We start from the raw sequence: 18,699 nt of genomic DNA, 5'->3' as shown, positions 1-18,699 counted from the left end.
GTGCGCTTAGTGGAGAAAACGTTATTGTTTATGAGGCTGTCCTGACTATTCCAACGGTAAAATTCGCGTTCTCGTCCGTTAATGAGGTAAACGCCACTATCAATTTCGTTTGTCTCACTAATAGTTGAGTTTGCCTCATTACCTCACCAAAACACGGGTTTTCGGCTTCAAATAGTGAAGTTTGCCTCACGAACAGTAATCTTTTCCTCATTATGAGGGTTACTATCCGTTGCACGGTCAATGCCTTACATCCTTAAAATTTACCCTGAAAATAGCTCGGTACGAGCGGCGGCGTAAGTGATTTTCATGCATCATGGTGCCGCAGCGGCGGGGAGACTACAGCATAAGAGTTGAAAGACTACTAGCCGGCCGCCGTTATGCGGCGTAACACAAGCACGCTGTATGACGCACGCTGTCCTAAACGAGTTTTGGCTGTCCAAGCAGCAGCTTGCATACCGCAAGCGCTGACTGTTTAAAACGCTAGAAAGACCGGGAGGAGCGAGATTATGTCTACCATCTCAAGCAATAATAAGGCGGAAAACCGTCAGCCGAATATTTTGTTCATCCAGACCGATCAACAGCGGGTCGATACGTTGAAAAGCTACGGGGGAAAGGTGTGCCAAACTCCGCATTTGAACCGGCTGGCGGAAGAAAGCGTTGTGTTCGACAACGCTTATACGAGCTGCCCGGTATGTACGCCGGCGCGCGCTTCGATGCAAACCGGTCTGTATCCGTTCAAGCACGGGATGCAGACGAACAGCTACGGCATGGGCAGCATGGTGCAGGAGCTGCCGGATACGCCGCGGCTGCTTAGCCGGCAGCTGGAGCAGCAAGCCTACAGCATCGGCTACACCGGCAAATGGCATCTCGGCTTCGGCCCCGGGATGGGCGAATATTTACGGGGGAATCTCGCGCATGTGCAATTTGCGGACATTGCCGGCGGCATCCGTTCATTGCCGACCGATGTCGGCTACGAAGGCGATGACTTTGCCGGTCATGGCGGCGGGGGGATGACTTATCCGCAGTTTCGCCAATATTTGCAGGACAACGGCCTGACCTGGCAGGAAGAGAACAAGGTGAGCGGACATTTCGAATGGCATTATGCGTCTGAGCTTACTTCTCCTGTCGAATCGACGGTGGAATACTTTTTGACGGAGCGCGCGATCCATTTTATCGATGAGTTCCGCAAGCGGGACAAGCCGTTCTTTTTCTCGCTTAACTACTGGGGGCCGCACGAGCCGTATGTTGCGCCGACTCGCTTCCTGGACTTGTACCGGGACGCAGAGCTGGAGCCTTGGCCGAACTTTTACGACGACCGCTCGGACAAGCCGTCCATCCATAACATCAAGAGGGGTAATACGACCGAATGGGCCGATTTCGTACCCTACATTAAACACTATTACGCGTCCATGAGCAGCATTGACGAGCAGATCGGGCGGCTGATCGACTACTTGAAGCGGCACGATCTGTATGACAATACGGTCATTATTTTCACCGCCGATCACGGCGAATCGCTCGGCATTCACGGCGGGCTGTGTGACAAGTCGTTTTTCATGTACGAGGAAACTTGCCGAATTCCGCTTATTGTCAAGCCGGCTGCAGGACTGGACGGTTCGCGCATGGAAAAAAGCTTCGTCGGCACTTGCGATATTCATGCCACGATCCTTGATCTGGCAGGAGCGGGGGCCCCGCCGGAAGGAACGGACGGCCGTTCGTTCGCGCCGATGCTGGAGGGACAAATGGTGGAAAATTGGCCGGACAGCATCGTCACGGAAGGAGCGGGGCTGGAGGCGGCGATGTTTACGCAGCGCATGATCCGCAAAGGACATTACAAATATGTGTTTAATTGCGGCGATCTGGACGAGCTGTACGATTTGCAGGCGGATCCGTACGAGATGACCAACCTGATCGGCAAAGAGAATTATCGGAATACGCTCGCCGAGATGCGGCAGTCGCTCGCGGATTGGATGACGCTTCACGATGACGGTTTGCTGCGGCAATATAAGCGGATGAGGATCGAGCAGTAAGGAGGACGATATGAACCGTACGATTTTGTTTTACGAACCGGGCTTTCCGCTCGCTTCCGATGCGCCGGACGCGGTACAGCTCGAACGGCTTTCCGCCGCAGGCTTCTTAGTCGGCGCCGAACGGTTGGCCGAGTTGCTTGAAAGCTGCGAGGGCGGCTGCTTCGTCAATTTGCATGCCCCGTATTTCCCAAAGGACGCTTGGTGCGCGATTTTGGCGTTTCTGAAGCGGGGCGGAGGCTTGGTAAGCTTGGGCGGAGCGCCTTTCCGCCTGCCGGTGAGCCGTAAGGAAGGACAATGGGCGGCGGAGGCCGAGCAAACCGCGTACCACCGCCAATTGCTTATTCATGAGGCGATGCCGGTCGCCCCGTCACCGATCGAACGGCTCGTTTCATTCGAGGATATTCCAGCTGCCGCTCATTATGTCGACGCTTTGACTATTGAGCCGACATTCAGCTTGATCATGCACGTCACCCGGCAAAGCGATATTCCGCACGAAAGCGGCTCGGCCGGACCGATGGATGCGCGGATTTATCCGCTCGTGAAGGGGCTGTCCGCCGACGGACGCGAGGTGGCGGCGCCGGTCGTGCTGCTGGAGCATGCAAAAGGCGAGTTCGCCGGCAGCCGCTGGCTGTTCGTCAACCAGCGGCTCACGTCAGGTTTTTGGACGGAAGCGGGAGCGGAGGCGATCGCCGCCTGGGCCGGCTTTTGCGCACACGGCGTTGCCGAGATGTGGCTGCTGCCGCTGTACGCCGCGTATGAGCCGGGAGACCGGCCGAAGTTTCGCTGCCACATGCAGCAATTGGGCCGATGCTTGGCGGGCGGACATGGCGCAAACGGCCTGCAGGAAACGAACCGCAGCTGGAGCTGCACGTTCCGCTTCGGCAAGCAAGCGGCAAACGGCGACATCGCAGCGGAATGGACGCATACGTTCCAATGGAACGGCTCCCGGGAATTGTCGGTAATCCCGCTGAATGTTCCGGTTGAGCTGAGCACGGGGCTTTACGGCGCCGAGTTGACCGCCGTCTCCGATACGAGCGAGAAGCGCGTGCTGCGCCAAGCGCTTTGGGGCATCGATCGCGAATTGCTGTCGCAGGGCGAGCCGCTTGTGTGCGATCGCGACTATTTCCGCAAAGAAGGGCGGCCGCTGCCGATTGTCGGGATGACGTACATGACGTCGGACGTCGCGCGCAAGTTTCTGTTTATGCCGAATGTCGCGGTATGGGACAAAGACATGGCCGAGATGAAGCGGGCGGGGATCAACCTGATCCGCACCGGCTTATGGACCGGCTACCGAAATGTCATGTACGAGGACGGTCATCCGTCCGAGGAGGCGCTGCGGGCGATCGACGCTTTTATTTTGACCGCCAAGCGGCATGAGCTCGAGGTGACGTTCAACTTTTTCGCTTTCACGCCGGAGCTGTGGGAAGGGGCGAATCCTTATCTCGATCCGCGCAGCGTGGCCGCGCAAAAACGGTTTATCGCGGCCGTCGTAACGCGGCATCGCGAGACCACGAATGTGCATTGGGATTTGATCAACGAACCGTCGATGTTCGATCCGAAGCGAATTTTCGAAGGTCCGCGCAGCAGCCGGGACGTATACGAGCAAGCTGCATACATCGAATGGCTGAAAGCTCGTTATGAGACAATCGGCGAGCTTCAGGCGCGATGGGGCTATACGCCGGCCGAGCTGCCCGGCTTCGAAGCGGTCCGGCCGCCCGAGCCGTCGGAAATCAACTTCGACATTCAGGATATGCATGCCGGCAAAAAAGGGACGCGCTGGCTCGACTACTCGCTGTTCGGCATGGATATGCTGAACGGCTGGGCGAAGGAGCTTAGCGCCACAATCCGGACGCTGGCTCCTAACCGGCTCGTCACGATCGGTCAGGATGAAGCGCTCGGCGCACAGCGGCCATCGCCTTTCCTGTACGAAAGCGCGGTGGACTATACGACGAACCATTCGTGGTGGTTGATGGATCAGCTTGTTTGGGACGGTGTATTCGCCAAAACGCCGGGCAAGCCGAACCTGATTCAGGAGACGGGCATTATGTATGTGGAGACGCCGGATGGCAGAGCGAAGCGGTCGGAGGCGGAGCTGCGCAACATATTGGAACGCAAGTACGCCTACGCGTTCTCGACCGGCGGCGCGGGAGCGGTACAATGGCTGTGGCATACGAATATGTATATGAATAACGTCAACGAGTCGAACATCGGGGCGCTGCGCGCGGACGGCACCCAGAAGCCTGAGGCGGACGTTTCGTACGGCTTCGGCCGATTCATGAGTACCGTTCGCGATTTGTTCGAGGATCGACGGCAGGAGGATATCGTTGTCGTATTCCCTTATTCGAACGATTTGTCGAACCGGCGTCTTGCCGTTGAGGCAACGAGCCGGCTGACGAGAGTGCTAGCTTACGAGCTGAACACGCATTTCCGTGCCTTGGGCGAATACGAGCTGAGCGCGCTGAAGGATAAGCCGCCGAAGCTGATCGTCGTACCAAGCGCGCACAATTTCAGCGATAAGGCTCTGCAGCAGCTCATGGCTCATGTGAGCGAAGCGGGAGGCACGCTGCTGTTCACCGGCCCGGCCGGGCTGAGTGAGCACTGGCAGCCTGTCGAGCGGCTGACGGAGCAGCTCGGGCCGCGCGTTCTTGGGAATGTCCAACGCGAAGAAGAACTGCTAGTCGGAGAGGGCGTCCTGCGCTTGTCGTTCGGGGAGCGTAAAATCGCCCAGTTATGTAAGGAAATCGCGGTTTCTGCCGCCGGGGCAGGGCAGGAGGCGGAAGACGCGGAAGTGCCGGCTGGGCTGATGGAGGTCGCTCTCGGAGCCGGCCGGCTGTTATGGACCGGCTTGCCGGTTGAGTTGAACGACCGAAGCGAAGCGGTCAAGTCTTTGTATGAGTTTGTTCTGGCGGATTGCGGCATTGCCGCAGAGCTGGAGTGGCAGCGAGGCGGGGAGCTGCCCGGCGTATACGGACGCAAGCTGGCGTTCCGCGACGGCTCTTTATACGTCTTCGTATCGGAGTACGGCCGCAGCGCCGCGATCCGGGTTAAAGATCCGGCTTCGGGCCGCACCTATGAGTTCAAGCTCGCGAGCGAGCGTTCCGTGCTGTTTGCGACGAATAACGCAGGCGAGCTGCTTTCCGTATACCGGCCGGATGAAATCGAGATTCGGGTCGGCTAATCATAAAAAAGCTTGAAATCTCTTCCTGATTGACGGAAGAGCGTTTCAAGCTTTTTTGACGTACGAAGGAAGGAATGAAATCGATGTAACCCCCTCGTCATACAGAATCATACAGACAGGTTTTTTTGCTTGTTCATACGAATTATTAGTGCCCGGCTTGACTCTCCCCTCAACTGGAGGGATATACTCGGTAATGACATAAGGACAACAGAAATATTTTTGCAAGGAGATGCAGCAACGATGTTTAAAATCAGCGAATTTTCGAAAATCAGCCAATTGTCCGTGAAAACGCTGCGTTACTACGACCAGTTGAACCTGCTTAAGCCGGCTCACACCGACAAATTTACAGGATACCGGTATTACTCGGCCGACCAAATGTTTCAACTACACCGTATTTTGGCATTTAAAGAACTGGGCTTCTCCTTGGAGCAAATTCGCGTGATGATGGACGAGCAAATTCCGCTTGAGCAAATCAGGGGGATGTTCCGGATCAAGCAAATTGAAATTCAGTCCGTTCTGGAGAAGGAACAGGCCAGACTCGATCGTATCAAGGAACGTCTTAGCGGCATCCAACATGAGGGGAAAGAACGGTCGCAGGATGTCGTTTTAAAAGAAGTTGAGCCGCAGCTCGTGCTGTCTTACCGTCAAAAAGCTTCGCTTAGACAAATCCCCGAGCTTTTCCGCCAGCTGGACGATTATTTGGGGAGCTACGGTCTGTCTTCGCTGTCTCAAATGGTTCTTTGGCACGGCTGCGAGGAAAGCGACGACGAGATAGACATGGAAGTGGCCCGTGTGCTTGCTCAAAAAATACCGGAGCGGCACCCTTTTATCGTAAAACAATTGCCGGAAGTTCCGCTGATGGCGACGCTAATCCATCATTGCCGAACAACGAGCCGCTGCACGGCTAGCACGGAACTGGCGGTGTGGATCGAACGAAACGGATATCGAATGAAGGAGAATGAGCCGCGCCGCGAAATCTGCATTCCGCATGAGAAATCAGACGATCCAGAAGCTTTTGTCGCGGAGATACAGATTGCCGTTGAAAGACTTTGATTTACTTACGATCATAAGGAAAGGAGTTTCGGTTTTGACTAAGCAGCAAAGGCTTCTAACAATAAATTTGTTTGCAATGACTTTCGTCTTGGGAACGAGTGAATTCGTTATCGTAGGGCTTCTGGCTGAAATAGCCGCCGATTTAAATATCGTCATATCGACGGCAGGAGCTGCGGTATCGGCCTTCGCCATAGCTTTTGCGATCGGTACGCCGGTCTTGACGGCTATAGTAAGCCGATTCTCGAAGTATCCGCTCGTGCTTGCTTTGATTGCCGTTTTTATTGCAGGGAACATCATAACCGCCTTATCCGGATCATTTACGCTGCTTATTGTTTCCAGGGTGCTCACTGCCGTCGCTACCGGAATGTTAATTGCACTTGCGATGGCGGTTGCCAGCGAAACGATGCCTGCCGAAAAGAGAGGCAAAGTTATTTCGGTCATCTTTGCGGGTTTTACGATAGCCAGCGTAGCGGGGGTGCCTCTTGGAACCGCTGTGGGACAATGGGGCGGCTGGCATATGGCCTTTTGGTTTACCTCTTTGTTGGGGATCGTTTCATTGATCGCATGTTCGCTAACAATCCCAAGAGAACTAAAAGGGACAAAAAGTTCGTTTATAAAACAAATCCGACTGTTAACCAATTTGCGAATCATAATCGCCTTTTTTATTCCGGCGTTAAGCATTGCTGCGACTTATACCGTATATACGTATTTAACGCCTCTGCTGCTGGAAGTGCTCTCGGTTCCGTACCGATATATTAGTCTTGTATTTTTGCTTTACGGGGTTGTTTCCATATTCAGCACGTTAATTGGCGGAAAAATCGCGGCTCGCAACGGGATGGGAAAACTGCGGTATGTGTTCCTTTTTCAAGCGGCAATTCTTGCATCGCTTTATTTGACTTCCCATTCGACAATAGCAGCATTAATAAGCCTATCGTTTGTTGCTCTTGTCGTTTATACAATGAATGCCACCATGCAGTTGTATTTCATCGATTTGGCCGATAAGCATTTTCCGTCTGCAAAAGATTTAGCTTCATCGCTGACCCCGGTATCCGTAAATGTGGGAATTGCGCTCGGCTCATCCTTGGGCGGATTTGCCGCTACGAATATGGAGCTTATCGATGCTTCCTGGATCGGAGGGCTTACTGCGGTCGCTGCTTCATTAATGACAGCAATCAGCTATTTTCTGGACCGTAATCAACAAGGCGAGGCTAAGCATATGCATAGGGCCCCGAATCGTCTACAGAGTTAATTGTAAGCAGCTATCTTGCAGATGGAGGAGATCTATTCTTAGTAGGAGGGGGCTGTCCAAAAAGTCGTTTTCGGAGTTTTCGGCCCCCACTTCTCACATGAATTCGTTTAACAAAAGAACCTTCAATTCCACTTACATAGTGGTTTTGAAGATTCTTTTACATCATTTATGGGATTCGCTCACTTGAGCATACCTTTTTGGGACAGCCCGTTTGCCTTCGATTTATCAATGATTGCTCGCTTCCCCGATAATCGCGCTTCGTCTGTCAAAAACGCCGATGTTTATCCTTATTGATTTCTTTTCGTCTGGCGGTCGTATGAACGGATGACCGCCTCCGCGTATTCCTGCGAAATGCTTCGGAATTGCTCCACCTCGAGGCGCTGCGAAGCGGACAACACGGTGCCGCGTTTGGCTCGGGAATTAACAAGCAAAGGCAGTCCCTCCAACTGCAAATAGTATTTCGCGTTTAAGGAATAATTTTGCGTTTCCAGAACGGACGACAGGCCGAGGAAATTTTGCAGCCGCTCCGCTTGATCGGGGGCTGTCCGCCAATTGCGAGTTAGCGCGACATACAGCTCCGGATGGAAGCTGCCCATCACGCCGCTGAACCCGGCATACCCGAGCCGGAGGCTTTGCAGAAGCGTCGCCGATTGGCGTTGAACAGCTGCAGGCCGCTCCCGGCACACAGCCGTAACCGTTCCTGAAGCGTCGCGGGATCGCAGCACGTATCTTTCAGGAACGAGAAGCGGCCGGAGCGGGCGCACCACGCGATCAGCTTCTCCGACATCAAGCGTTTATAAGGATAAGGGCATTCATATAACCCGAAGCTCATTTGTGGGAACGCGTCCAGGATGATGCTCGCGCGCGCGATCCATACATCGTCCGATTCCTCCGCAGCAGCCAGCCGATTCGTGACTTGGACGAACGCGTCGATCCCCGTGTTTGTCTGTGGAAGCCTTAAGCGGATGCGGAATGCTTTCCCGCCGGACAACGCGATTTGGGCAGCTACGTAAAACGATACACCAAAGGACCGCCGGTAACGGACGGTCCTTCTGTAAAACTTGAGATAGTAAATCCTCAGCCAGTTGTTCCATTTCTCGGAAAACGCGCCGGACTTTTAAGGGCGGCGAAGTCATTAGTCCTTGGACTAGGGGCTAAATTATGTTCACCGCTCAATTGTGTATGAATAATCATATAGATTTTTTCGTTCTGGAATCATCTCGACGAATCTATATGAAAACTCATATAGAATTTATTATTTTGCGATATTTCCGACGGATTTATATGAAAATTCATATAGAATTCAACGCACTTGAAAATCGACTACTCTATACGTTATTCTCCGTGAATTGTTTTTCCTTCCACTTGACGGTAATGCCGAGGCCAATGACCATAATGACAGCAGCAAAAAGATACGGAAAATGGATGTTTGCATCAAACAATATCCCGCCCATGGCCGGTCCGACGATATTGCCCAAGCTCGTATAGGTCGAGTTCATGCCGGCAACGAACCCTTGCTCTTTTCCGGCGGCTCTTGACAGGAAGGTCGTCAATGCCGGACGCAGCAGGTCAAAGGCGAGGAAGATGAGGCATGTTACCGCCAGCACGGCGCCAAAGCCGGTGATGACGGTAGAACCTACCGCTAGAACGGCTCCGGAAATTAAGCAAATCTGGATCACTTTTTTCTCGCCGAGTTTGTCGACCATTTTACCGAACAGGAAGATCTGCACAATAACGCCGAAAATCGAGCTTATCGTAATAATGGCTGCGATGTCCTTGGGCGTATAGCCGAATTTGTGATCGGAAAACAGGCTAAACACGGTTTCATAGGCGGATAAGCCGAATGCGAGCACGAATACGATGATAAAGGCAATAAAGTAAAGCGGGTTAAGCGATCTTTTTAAATCGCTGAAAAAGCTTGTTTGAGCGGTAATCGCGGAAATTTCCGCAAGCTGTTTCTTGGTTAGCGGCTCTTTTAAAATAAAGATCGATGAAATGCAAGCGACAAAGGCTAAGACTGCCGCAAAGTAGAAGGGCATCCGTATTCCATACTCCGCAAGAAAGCCGCCGATCCCCGGACCGATAATAAAACCGGTGCTGATGGCTGCGGACATATAACCCATCGCCTTCGGCCGTTCCTCGATCGATGTAATGTCCGCAATATATGCCGTAACGGCGGGCATAATAAAGGCGGCGCTAAATCCGTTCAGAATCCTTGAGAAATAAAGCACGCCTACATTCGTTCCCAGACCGAAGATCAGCTCCGCAATGCCGAAGAGGCCCAGACCGATGATGATCATTTTCTTTCTGCCGTAGCGATCAACCCAGCGTCCTGCGAGCGGCGACAAAACCAGCTGTGCCACCGCAAATGCAGCGACGAGATACCCCATCGTTTTTCCCGACAAATGCATGATATTCATAAAAGACGGCATCACGGGAATGACGAGACCGATGCCGAGAAAGGCAATGAAAATATTGCTAAGCAAAATAATTAAAACCGCTTTTTGTTCTTTAATCGTTTTTTTCATGACTGTTTACTCCATTATGTTATAAGTTGCGAGTTTAAAGTACCTCTAAAAAATCAATGATGTGATATCCCTCTCCAAAATACTGTCCAAGAGGCCTCCAGCTTATCCTTCAGCCGCTTCTGATTATTGCCGTATACAAGCTCCAGCATAATCGAGTCCACGATTCCCGAGAAAGCGAGGGTCGCCGTTCTGGCCGAATCCGCGGCAATTAAATCGGCGTCGATCCATTCGCGAAACCTGCCTTCCAGAAGCGCCTGCACTTTGTTTTCGATATCGATAACTTCTATTTCAACCGCATCGACAAGATGAGCCGGCGGAAAAAAGGACATGCGCAGCCAAAACTTCAACTGCTCGCTTTCTTGAAAAAGATCGTTGATGAGCTGCAAAAATCCGAATAGAGCGTTCTCGGGATTTTGCGGGCCAATTTGAGCGAAATATCGGATGATGGAAGACAGCTCGGCCTCCTTCGCATCATGCACCACTTGCAGGAAAAGATCGTCTTTTCCTTTGAAATGCGCGTATAGCGATTGTTTCTTCATGCCGACTTCATCGGCTATCTGAGATAAGGAAGCTCCTTCATAACCGTGCAAGGTGAAGTATTTTAGAGCCGCCCGCTTAATATCGTTGCTTTTCAAAGAAATCGCCCTCATTCCTAACGAACGTTCGTCAGTTATCGTAGCAGATTAAAGGAGGAATTGCAAATGAAGCCGCACGGCTGTTCATGACTCTTGTATGAAGCCGCAGGCAAGACTTAATTCGAGAAGGAGCGGGGGCATGGTCACGAGATATCTGCTACAATGATAAAAATTGGATTTCTATACAAATCGGGTTCAGTGAATGGGAGAGTAGAGCATACATGATGATTGAACTAGGAAAATTCCAAGTCGAGTCGGGTAAGCTAGTCGTATCCGATCCGTGTTTTGATCTGAACGACGTGCCGGTTATGGGCGTTTTGGAAAATGCGCGGAACGGAGTCTGGAACGGGCTTGTGGAGAAAACGGAGCTGGACGATTGGGGCGAGGTGTGCTCCAAGCTGTTCGCTCATCATAATAATAACTCGATTGACGATTTGCAGTGGGTGAGATGCGATTTTATTATTGGCGTGGACAGCGGGCAAGCCGGTATTTTCGACATCGTCAAGTACAGGCTAAGCGACAGCGAAACGGAAAACCAAGACCCCGATGCGGATAGCGATTGGTATTTGGCATGCTGCGATATTACGGAAAGCAATGATGAAGCCGGCGTCATAGACGGAGGCGTCGTTTCCCGATCGGGAATGGGCGACGGAGGATATCAAGCTTTTCTGGCCAAAGACGAACGGGAGCAAATCATCGGCGTGAAAATCGTATTTATTCGGGAAGAAAGGTTTTGAGGCGCGGTCGCAAGGCGTTTTCAGCATCCTATGGTGCACTAAAGTGTTGTATACTTACAGTATTTATACCGAAGCAAGGGGGGGATGGCCGATACCGCTGCTAAGACAATTTCTGTTAAACCTCGTCCGGATGAACAACGTTATGCTGTTTTCGTTTACCTTCGTACTAATCGCAATAAGCTCGTTTTTGATGTGGTTTCTTGAACCGGATGTGTTTACCGACCCGTTCGTCGGATTGTGGTGGACCATGACCACGCTTACGACGGTTGGGTACGGCGACGTTTCGCCGACTACCGTCTTCGGGCGGTTGTATGCGATGTTTTTGTTTATCGTGGGGATCGGTCTGATCGGTGTCGTGATCGGCAAAGTCATCGACATACTGACCGGTTTCTCAAGAAGAAGGGAGGAGGGACGCTTGCAATATAAAGGAAAAGATCATATCCTTCTCATCGGCTGGAGCCGTAAAACGGATTTTGCTCTCAAGGAGATTAAAGAATTCGAATACCCCGGCGATGTCGTGATCATCGACCAGCTGCCGAAGTCCCCGGTGGATCTGGAAAATGTACACTATATCCAAGGAGACCCGGCTAACGACGAGACGCTTTTGAAAGCAAACTTGTCTGAGGCCCGTGCGGTTATTTTGTTCGCTGACCCGCTGATCGAGGATTTATCGTTAATTGACGGCAAGACGCTGCTCATTGCCACCTCCATCGAACGAATGGCTCCGCAAGTCCATACGACCGTTGAGGTGATGGTGGAGCATCACATCCGTAATTTCAAGCACGTGCGCGTGAACCATTTTCTTGTCTCCGGGGAAATGATATCCAGTCTGGCCGTCCGGTCGGCGCTTTCGGAAGGGCATAGCTCGATTGTCGCGCAGCTGGTAAGCCGCAAACATGGCGACGACTTATTCGAAATGAAACGGAGGCCGGGGTGGCGAACGTATCGGGATGCCTTCCACGCGCTTCTTGACGAAGGCGCGACTTTAATTGCGGACGGCGGCGATCTGGGCATTAACCGCAAGCTGGATGAAGAAATACCGCCTGAAGCGAAGCTTCAAATCATTTGCAGCAAAGAAAAGTATGCAGAGATCGTGAGTAAAAGGTAATGGTGTACTAGCAATTATATAATTAGACTGAGTAACCTGGCGGCAGTCCGCCGGGTTATTTTTTTCGCGAGCGGAACGGCGCAGCCGTTTATTCATGCCGGTTTGCTGAAGCTGCAGCTCAAAAAGGTCAACAGAAGTCAATTAAAGATAATAGAATCTCGTAGTTGAGGGCGCCGGATCAACTTATGATGAAAGCATGCAATAAGAAACTAGAATAAGCGAGAAGCTTCCACTCTGATCGCAGCGCCGGTCAGCCCCGTAAGACGGTTTCATTAGCTTGAAAGCGGCAGCTAGACTTGTATCGGAGGATAGACTTAGTACGGATCACATTCGAACGGGAGGCTATTAGGATGAACTCAATGGACGAACGGGAACATGTAGAAAGTAGCACGCTAATGAGCAGAAGAAAGCTGATGGCATCGCTAGGCATGGCGGGCGCCGCGATCGCGGCAGGAGGGCTTCTGGGACGCGAAGCGAATGCGGAGGGAGGGAGCGGTTCAAACGCCAGACCGGCAAGGGAGATCAGAGCCGAATTGGAAGCAAGCTCGGGAGCGTCGATGGTCGGATTTCTGCAATCCGGCTCGGCTGCCGTCCCACGAACCGTATATAGCAAGCTGTGCGAAACGATATCCGTCGAAGATTTCGGCGCAGTAGGGGACGGAGTGACTGACGATACCGCAGCGCTGTTAAGCGCGGCCGCATATGTAAACGCTATCCCTAACCCTGACGGAGTACCCGTCGAACTGGTTTTCACCCGAACGCATTATTTGTTCGGCACCACCTTGAAATTCACCAGGCCGGTTCATCTTAACGGGTGCCGGTCGGCATACATGCTTTACACGGGCTCCGGCAATGCGATCCAGCTAGGTCCTGACGGCTTGACGGGCTTAACCGACACGCAAAAATATTATTCCGTATACGGCCTCAATTTTCGCGGCGGCACGACCGGCGGCTGCGCATTTTACGTTGCGCCGTGGGTGATCTACCCGTCTTTTGACAAGTGCCGGTTCGATGCGTTCGGAGGCAACGAATCGTGGGCGATCTTTTGCCAATACAATAGCTGGTCGATATACGTTCGCGATTGCGAGTTTTGGGGCAGCACGCCGGTCGACAATGACAAGCGCAATTTCTTCAAAGCAGCAGGTGTAGATCTCGATGGCGTGACGTTGGACTATTGGGCTTGCCGCGCAAACATCATAGACTGCTGGATTTACTCGGGCGGCTATTATGCGGGAGGTACGGCGGTTTGGTTCTCCGGCTGGAAATCCCGTATACAGGGCGGCGGCATCGAAGGGCCTTTCACAGGTGTCGTGATCGCAGCGGGATGCAACGACGTGGAGCTGAGCGGCGTTTATTGGGAAAGTCTTTTTGCCAATACCCCGGCACCAAGATTCCTGCAGCTGTCGGCACCGTCCGGCGACGCGTACTGGCCGGCACACAGTACGGTCAAGAGGCTAAAGATCAAAGACATGTACGCCAACATGCACAACACCGATTCGCTCGCTTCGAACGGACGGTTTGCGCTGTGCGCGCAAAATATCAAAGTAATCGATTTGGACATTGACGGACTGACTCTGGTGCACAGCAGCAAACCGATTTTTGAACTCCCGGATGTAGCCGGTCACCGCGGAATCAGCTACCGGGACATTAAGCATGACGGGAACATCGGGGCCGAGACGTTTTTGTTCGAGACCCAATATGCGAACACGAACCGGCCGGGTTACGGCATGACTCAACATAATTATGTGAAGGTTCCGGACTTCTCCGCCATCGTCACCGGCGTAACGGGGGCCGCTGCGCCGTTAAACGACTCGTTCGGCATCGACGGACTCACGATTACTTCGGATGGCACCGGCGGGTCGTATAGCGTGACCAAGGTCGCTTCGGACAATACCGCGGGCACAAGCTTCGAGCTGTACCGGATCGGTCAGCAGTTGTCGTACGGCCTGTTCCGGTGCACGGCAGCCCCGAGCGGGCAAACGTATTACACCGTCAATTTCGATATCGACGCTGCGCCGACCGAGCTGCAGGGCGAAAATTGCGTGTTGTCGTTTTGGGCCAAAGCGAACAACGCCCCGGTGACGCTTAAGGCGATCCACGCGTTCAGGATGAGCGGGCTGCTGACTGAGGCGAACAACCCGCAGGTTGTAGCCGTGGGGGATTGGAAACGCTACGCGATGCAGATCAGCGTTCAAGCTTTCAGTCCCGGCTTTGCCGCTGCAGCGGGCGAAAAGCAGCAGGTATCGATCGTGCTGCCGGCAGGCGTCTTGTTCTCGCTGGCTATAGCCGGCGTCGTATTTAATAAAGGCGATGTGGCGATACCTCTATCTTGCTCAAGGTAAAGGGGCTGACTCAAAAGGGCTGTAGAATGGGTCAATCCCAAAAGATGTGCAAAGACGCCTCCAAAAACCACTGTAATAGTGGGGATGGGAGCGTCTTTATTTAAAATATAAGACTTTATATGTTTCACATGATAATTCCTTATATTTCTACGGTAAACGTATGGCGACAAAGACGCCGACTGGCGTTTATCCTTGATGCAAGGAATTTTTTGCTCGGCTTGTCAGATGACGACAGCAGTCCGTTATCCCGGTTAATTCCGCTCATTCCAACGACATGCCTCATGTGTTACGATGAAGCAAATTTTATACTCCAACACGGAGTGAAGAACCGGGTGATGCGTTATGTTTCGTAACATGAGTTTCCGCAGATGGTCCATATTCCCCAAGCTGATCGTGACCTTCCTCGCCATTATGACGCCGCTGTCGGCGCTAAGTCTCGTGCTAAACGAGCTGGGAAAGGGTGAGGTCCGCCATCAAATCTCAACCGCAACCGTTTCGCAGGTACACAATTATTTCGACGCGCTCGAGAAGGAAATCAAAAGGATCACGAAAGTCCAGCAGGAATACATCGGCGACGAGGATTTGCTGAAGCTGGGCACGATCGCCGGCATCATGCCGGCTTACGAGCGTACTCAAGCGATTAACCGGCTTCAAAGCAAAGCAAGAATCCTGAAGGACTCCAGCGTCTATATTGAGGACGTTATTATTTACATTCCCCGTGACGATCGGTTGATCGCCGCATCGTCGGCCGGCGGCGATCCGGTACCCAAGGATCAAATCGCGGAGCTTACCGGAGCGATTTCCAGACAAGCCTACCCGATTACCTATTGGCGGGAGAGGCTGTTTTTAAATTTTACGTATCCTTTTTTTCGCGCTCCGGGCAAGGAGCCGACATTCAATCTCATTGTGGAGCTGTCGCAGCCTGAGCTGAAAAACGCGCTGGCTCGCTTCCATCCGGACGGAGGAAGCGTGTTATTCAGCGGAAACTGGGAAATAGCCGGCGGACTCAGCAATCCGATGCTACTGCAGAACGAACGGCTGCGGCAGCTGCGCGACGGAAAAGAGTGGGAGAAGCCGACCGAAACCTTAAGCATCGGGAACAAGCGTTACCTTGCGACGTACGAGAAATCGTCGGCTCTGGAAGCGACGCTGGTCGTTTACATTCCCGAGGAAAAGCTGATCGGAACCTTAAAATCGTATCAAACATGGTTTTGGCTGCTGGCGGGCTGCTCGGTCGTAATTCTGATTTTATTTTCGTACGGCATCTATTTGCTCATTCACCGTCCTTTACGTGTGCTCGTGAAGCAATTCCGCAGCGTGGAGGCGGGCAATTTCAACCTGTCAATCCGCCATAATAATCAGGACGAATTCGGGTACCTGTTCAGGCAGTTCGAAGCGATGGTGAAAAATTTGAAGACGCTGATCGACGAGCTTTACGTGCAGAAAATCAGGCTGCAGCGTTCGGAGCTGAAACAGCTTCAAGCGCAGATCAACCCGCATTTTTTGTACAACAGCTTCTTCATTCTGCACCGGCTGATCCAATCGTACGATAACGAAAAAGCGGAAATCGTATCGAGAAATCTCGGCGACTATTTCCAATACATTACACGCGACGCTCAAGATGAGGTCGATCTGGAGACGGAAATAAGCCATTCCCGGTCTTACGTGGAAATTCAAAGCATAAGATTCGCGGGACGTATCGATGTCGCGTTCGATTTGCTCCCGGATGCATATGCGGATGTGTCCGTGCCGCGATTGATTTTGCAGCCTGTTTTGGAGAACGCTTACCAACATGGGCTCGGAGAAATCATGGAGCACGGGAAGCTGGATATCCGATTTCGGAGCGAAAACGACAGGCTGCGCATCGAAGTGGAGGATAACGGCCCCGGCTTGTCTCCGGAGGCGGCGCGGCAGCTGATGCAGAAGCTGCGGCACGAGGAAACGAACGGCGAGAGCACGGGCATCGTCAATGTGCACCGCCGCTTGCAGCTGAAGTACGGGCCGCGGGGCGGAATCGATATTGCGCAAGGAGAGCGTGGAGGGCTGCTCGTCAGCATTTATATACCAATGGAAGAGGGAAACGACCATGTACCGTCTATTGATCGTGGACGATGAACCCATCATCGTGGATAACCTGTACGGCCTGTTTCGCAATACCGCACATCTCGATTTGGAGGTTTATCGGGCGTACAAGGTTACAAAGGCGCTGGAGCTGCTCGAGTCGACGCGCATCGACCTGCTGCTCTCGGACATCCGCATGCCGGGCATGACCGGCATCGAGCTGTATAAGCAGGCACTGATCCGCTGGCCCCGCTGCAGAGTGGTTTTCCTGACGGGATACAATGATTTTACTTATGCGCAGCAAGCGATCCGCACGGGAGGCGTCGTCGATTATTTGCTGAAAAACAAGGATGACGACATGATCGTTCGCTCGGTAGAGAAGGCTTTAGTCGAAATCGGCATGCAGCGGCAGGCGGAAAATCATCTTCGCAAGGCAACGATGAAGCTTCAAGTGGCGGAGCCCGTACTTCGTCAGCAGTTTTTCCTTGCTTTTCTGCATGGGGACGGACCGGCGGCGGACGAGCTTGCCAAACATTTCGAAAGGCTGGAAATTTCTTTAGCTTCGGATATTCCGGTTTATATGATGCTGGGGCGGATCGACGAAGGTGCATGCGAGCTGTCTGCGGCAGACCGGCAACTGATGCTGTATGCCGTGCAGAATATCGTCGCCGAATATATGTCTCCTTCGGCCGCTTTCATTTCCGTCGAATTGGAAGGCGGTAACGTCATCTGGTTTATTCAACCGAAAGAGCTTGAGACCGGCGTTTCTCCTGAGCAAGCCGCACGGGAGGAGAAAGCGGCGGACGCCGCTTCCTTGAATAGGGCCGATTCCGATATCATATGGCGCAACCTGATATCCAGAATATACACCATAGCGGAGGCAGCTCAGGAAACGAGCAGGTCGCTGCTCAAGCTTTCGCTTTCGTTCGCGATGAGCGACGGTCCTTGCTTGTGGAAGGGGGCCGGCGCGAAAGCCGCCAATTTGAAGTTGCTTCTGGGCCGGGGATTCGGGTTCGACCGCGAGCTTCTTTTGAAAGAAGGCCATATGGCGGAACGGGATGGCGGCGATTCCGAAAGCGGTTTACAGACGGCTTACGATTCGCGAAATCTGAACAAGCAGCTCAATATGCTGGAAAGCTATCTGGAAAGCGGGCAGAAGGAGTCCTTTTTGCAGCTCTATTATGAATTGACGCAAGCTGCCGGCGCACCGAAACCGTCCGATTTGACGGAGATTTATTATACATTGTCGATATTTTTCGCGGCCAAGCTGAACCGATTCGGATTATTTTACGAGTTTGCGATGAGAATGGACGCCGGGAAGCTTGCCCGGTACGACCGGCACCGTTCATGGGCAGAGGCGGTAGGTTACTTCGCGCGGGTAGCCGAGCTTCTTTTCGAGTTTAAAGAAAACAATCAGCAGGAGCCTGCGCAAAAGCTGATCGCTTTTATCAACCAATACATTCAGAACCATCTGGAGGAGGAATTGTCGCTCACCAGATTGGCTTCGCTCGTCAACCATAGTCCGACCTATTTGTCTCGTTTATATAAACGGACAACCGGCACGATGCTGTTCGATTTCATTATCGAGCAGCGTATGAAGAAGGCGAAGCATCTTTTATCCGATACTACGATGAAAATTCACGAAATAGCGTCTGCGATCGGCTATGAAGCGGCGCCTTATTTTACCCGATACTTCAAAAAAATGTTTCAGGTGACTCCGCAGCAGTTCCGCGATGCCGCTTATCAGCACGTTCGCGGGGAGCAATAAGAACGGCAAAGAG

General features: G+C 52.5%; 12 protein-coding genes. 9 read left to right on the top strand and 3 right to left on the bottom strand.

Annotated elements, in window-relative coordinates; translation table 11 throughout:
* Nucleotides 1–506 precede the first annotated feature (506 nt).
* From DQG23_RS31370 to DQG23_RS31355, 4 genes are all read left to right on the top strand, one after another.
* Nucleotides 507–2,027: a sulfatase family protein gene (locus tag DQG23_RS31370; RefSeq protein WP_113034983.1), complete on the top strand. Its 1,521-nt coding sequence runs from the start codon at nt 507–509 to the stop codon at nt 2,025–2,027.
* Between the two features lie 10 nt (nt 2,028–2,037).
* Nucleotides 2,038–5,205 (top strand): beta-galactosidase, encoded by a 3,168-nt coding sequence (locus DQG23_RS31365; RefSeq protein WP_113034982.1) that lies wholly within the window; start codon nt 2,038–2,040, stop codon nt 5,203–5,205.
* A 240-nt stretch (nt 5,206–5,445) separates the two neighbouring features.
* Nucleotides 5,446–6,258 carry a MerR family transcriptional regulator gene (locus DQG23_RS31360; RefSeq protein ID WP_113034981.1) on the top strand — a complete coding sequence of 271 codons (813 nt, stop codon included), beginning with the start codon at nt 5,446–5,448 and terminating at the stop codon, nt 6,256–6,258.
* Between the two features lie 34 nt (nt 6,259–6,292).
* Nucleotides 6,293–7,507 (top strand): MFS transporter, encoded by a 1,215-nt coding sequence (locus DQG23_RS31355; protein WP_113035054.1) that lies wholly within the window; start codon nt 6,293–6,295, stop codon nt 7,505–7,507.
* A gap of 287 nt (nt 7,508–7,794) precedes the next feature.
* Here the strand turns inward: DQG23_RS31355 and DQG23_RS41935 are convergent, their stop codons facing one another.
* The 3 genes from DQG23_RS41935 to DQG23_RS31335 all read right to left on the bottom strand — a co-directional run bounded on the left by DQG23_RS41935 (nt 7,795) and on the right by DQG23_RS31335 (nt 10,670).
* Nucleotides 7,795–8,274, bottom strand: a complete 480-nt coding sequence (locus tag DQG23_RS41935) for a hypothetical protein (protein WP_146762417.1) — start codon at nt 8,272–8,274, stop codon at nt 7,795–7,797.
* A 561-nt stretch (nt 8,275–8,835) separates the two neighbouring features.
* A complete protein-coding gene (locus DQG23_RS31340; RefSeq protein ID WP_113034978.1) occupies nt 8,836–10,035 on the bottom strand; it encodes an MFS transporter in 1,200 nt (399 codons plus the stop codon).
* 53 nt (nt 10,036–10,088) lie between these two features.
* Nucleotides 10,089–10,670, bottom strand: a complete 582-nt coding sequence (locus tag DQG23_RS31335) for a TetR/AcrR family transcriptional regulator (RefSeq protein WP_113034977.1) — start codon at nt 10,668–10,670, stop codon at nt 10,089–10,091.
* A gap of 221 nt (nt 10,671–10,891) precedes the next feature.
* On the opposite strand from DQG23_RS31335, the gene DQG23_RS31330 reads away from it, so the two are divergent.
* The 5 genes from DQG23_RS31330 to DQG23_RS31310 all read left to right on the top strand — a co-directional run bounded on the left by DQG23_RS31330 (nt 10,892) and on the right by DQG23_RS31310 (nt 18,686).
* Nucleotides 10,892–11,407 (top strand): DUF4241 domain-containing protein, encoded by a 516-nt coding sequence (locus DQG23_RS31330; protein ID WP_113034976.1) that lies wholly within the window; start codon nt 10,892–10,894, stop codon nt 11,405–11,407.
* A gap of 43 nt (nt 11,408–11,450) precedes the next feature.
* Nucleotides 11,451–12,515, top strand: coding sequence for a potassium channel family protein (locus DQG23_RS31325; RefSeq protein WP_337589421.1), 1,065 nt, complete (start codon nt 11,451–11,453; stop codon nt 12,513–12,515).
* Nucleotides 12,516–12,865: 350 nt separating this feature from the next.
* Nucleotides 12,866–14,857, top strand: a complete 1,992-nt coding sequence (locus DQG23_RS31320; RefSeq protein ID WP_113034975.1) for a pectate lyase family protein — start codon at nt 12,866–12,868, stop codon at nt 14,855–14,857.
* 342 nt (nt 14,858–15,199) lie between these two features.
* Nucleotides 15,200–16,972, top strand: a complete 1,773-nt coding sequence (locus tag DQG23_RS31315; protein WP_113034974.1) for a sensor histidine kinase — start codon at nt 15,200–15,202, stop codon at nt 16,970–16,972.
* Nucleotides 16,944–18,686, top strand: a complete 1,743-nt coding sequence (locus DQG23_RS31310) for a response regulator transcription factor (protein ID WP_113034973.1) — start codon at nt 16,944–16,946, stop codon at nt 18,684–18,686. Before DQG23_RS31315 ends, DQG23_RS31310 begins: the two co-directional genes overlap by 29 nt.
* Nucleotides 18,687–18,699 lie beyond the last annotated feature (13 nt).

Source organism: Paenibacillus contaminans, assembly GCF_003285015.1.
GTDB lineage: Bacteria > Bacillota > Bacilli > Paenibacillales > NBRC-103111 > Paenibacillus_V > Paenibacillus_V contaminans.
Note: the sequence above shows the minus strand (reverse complement) of the source record. Positions and strands in the feature narration are given on the sequence as shown.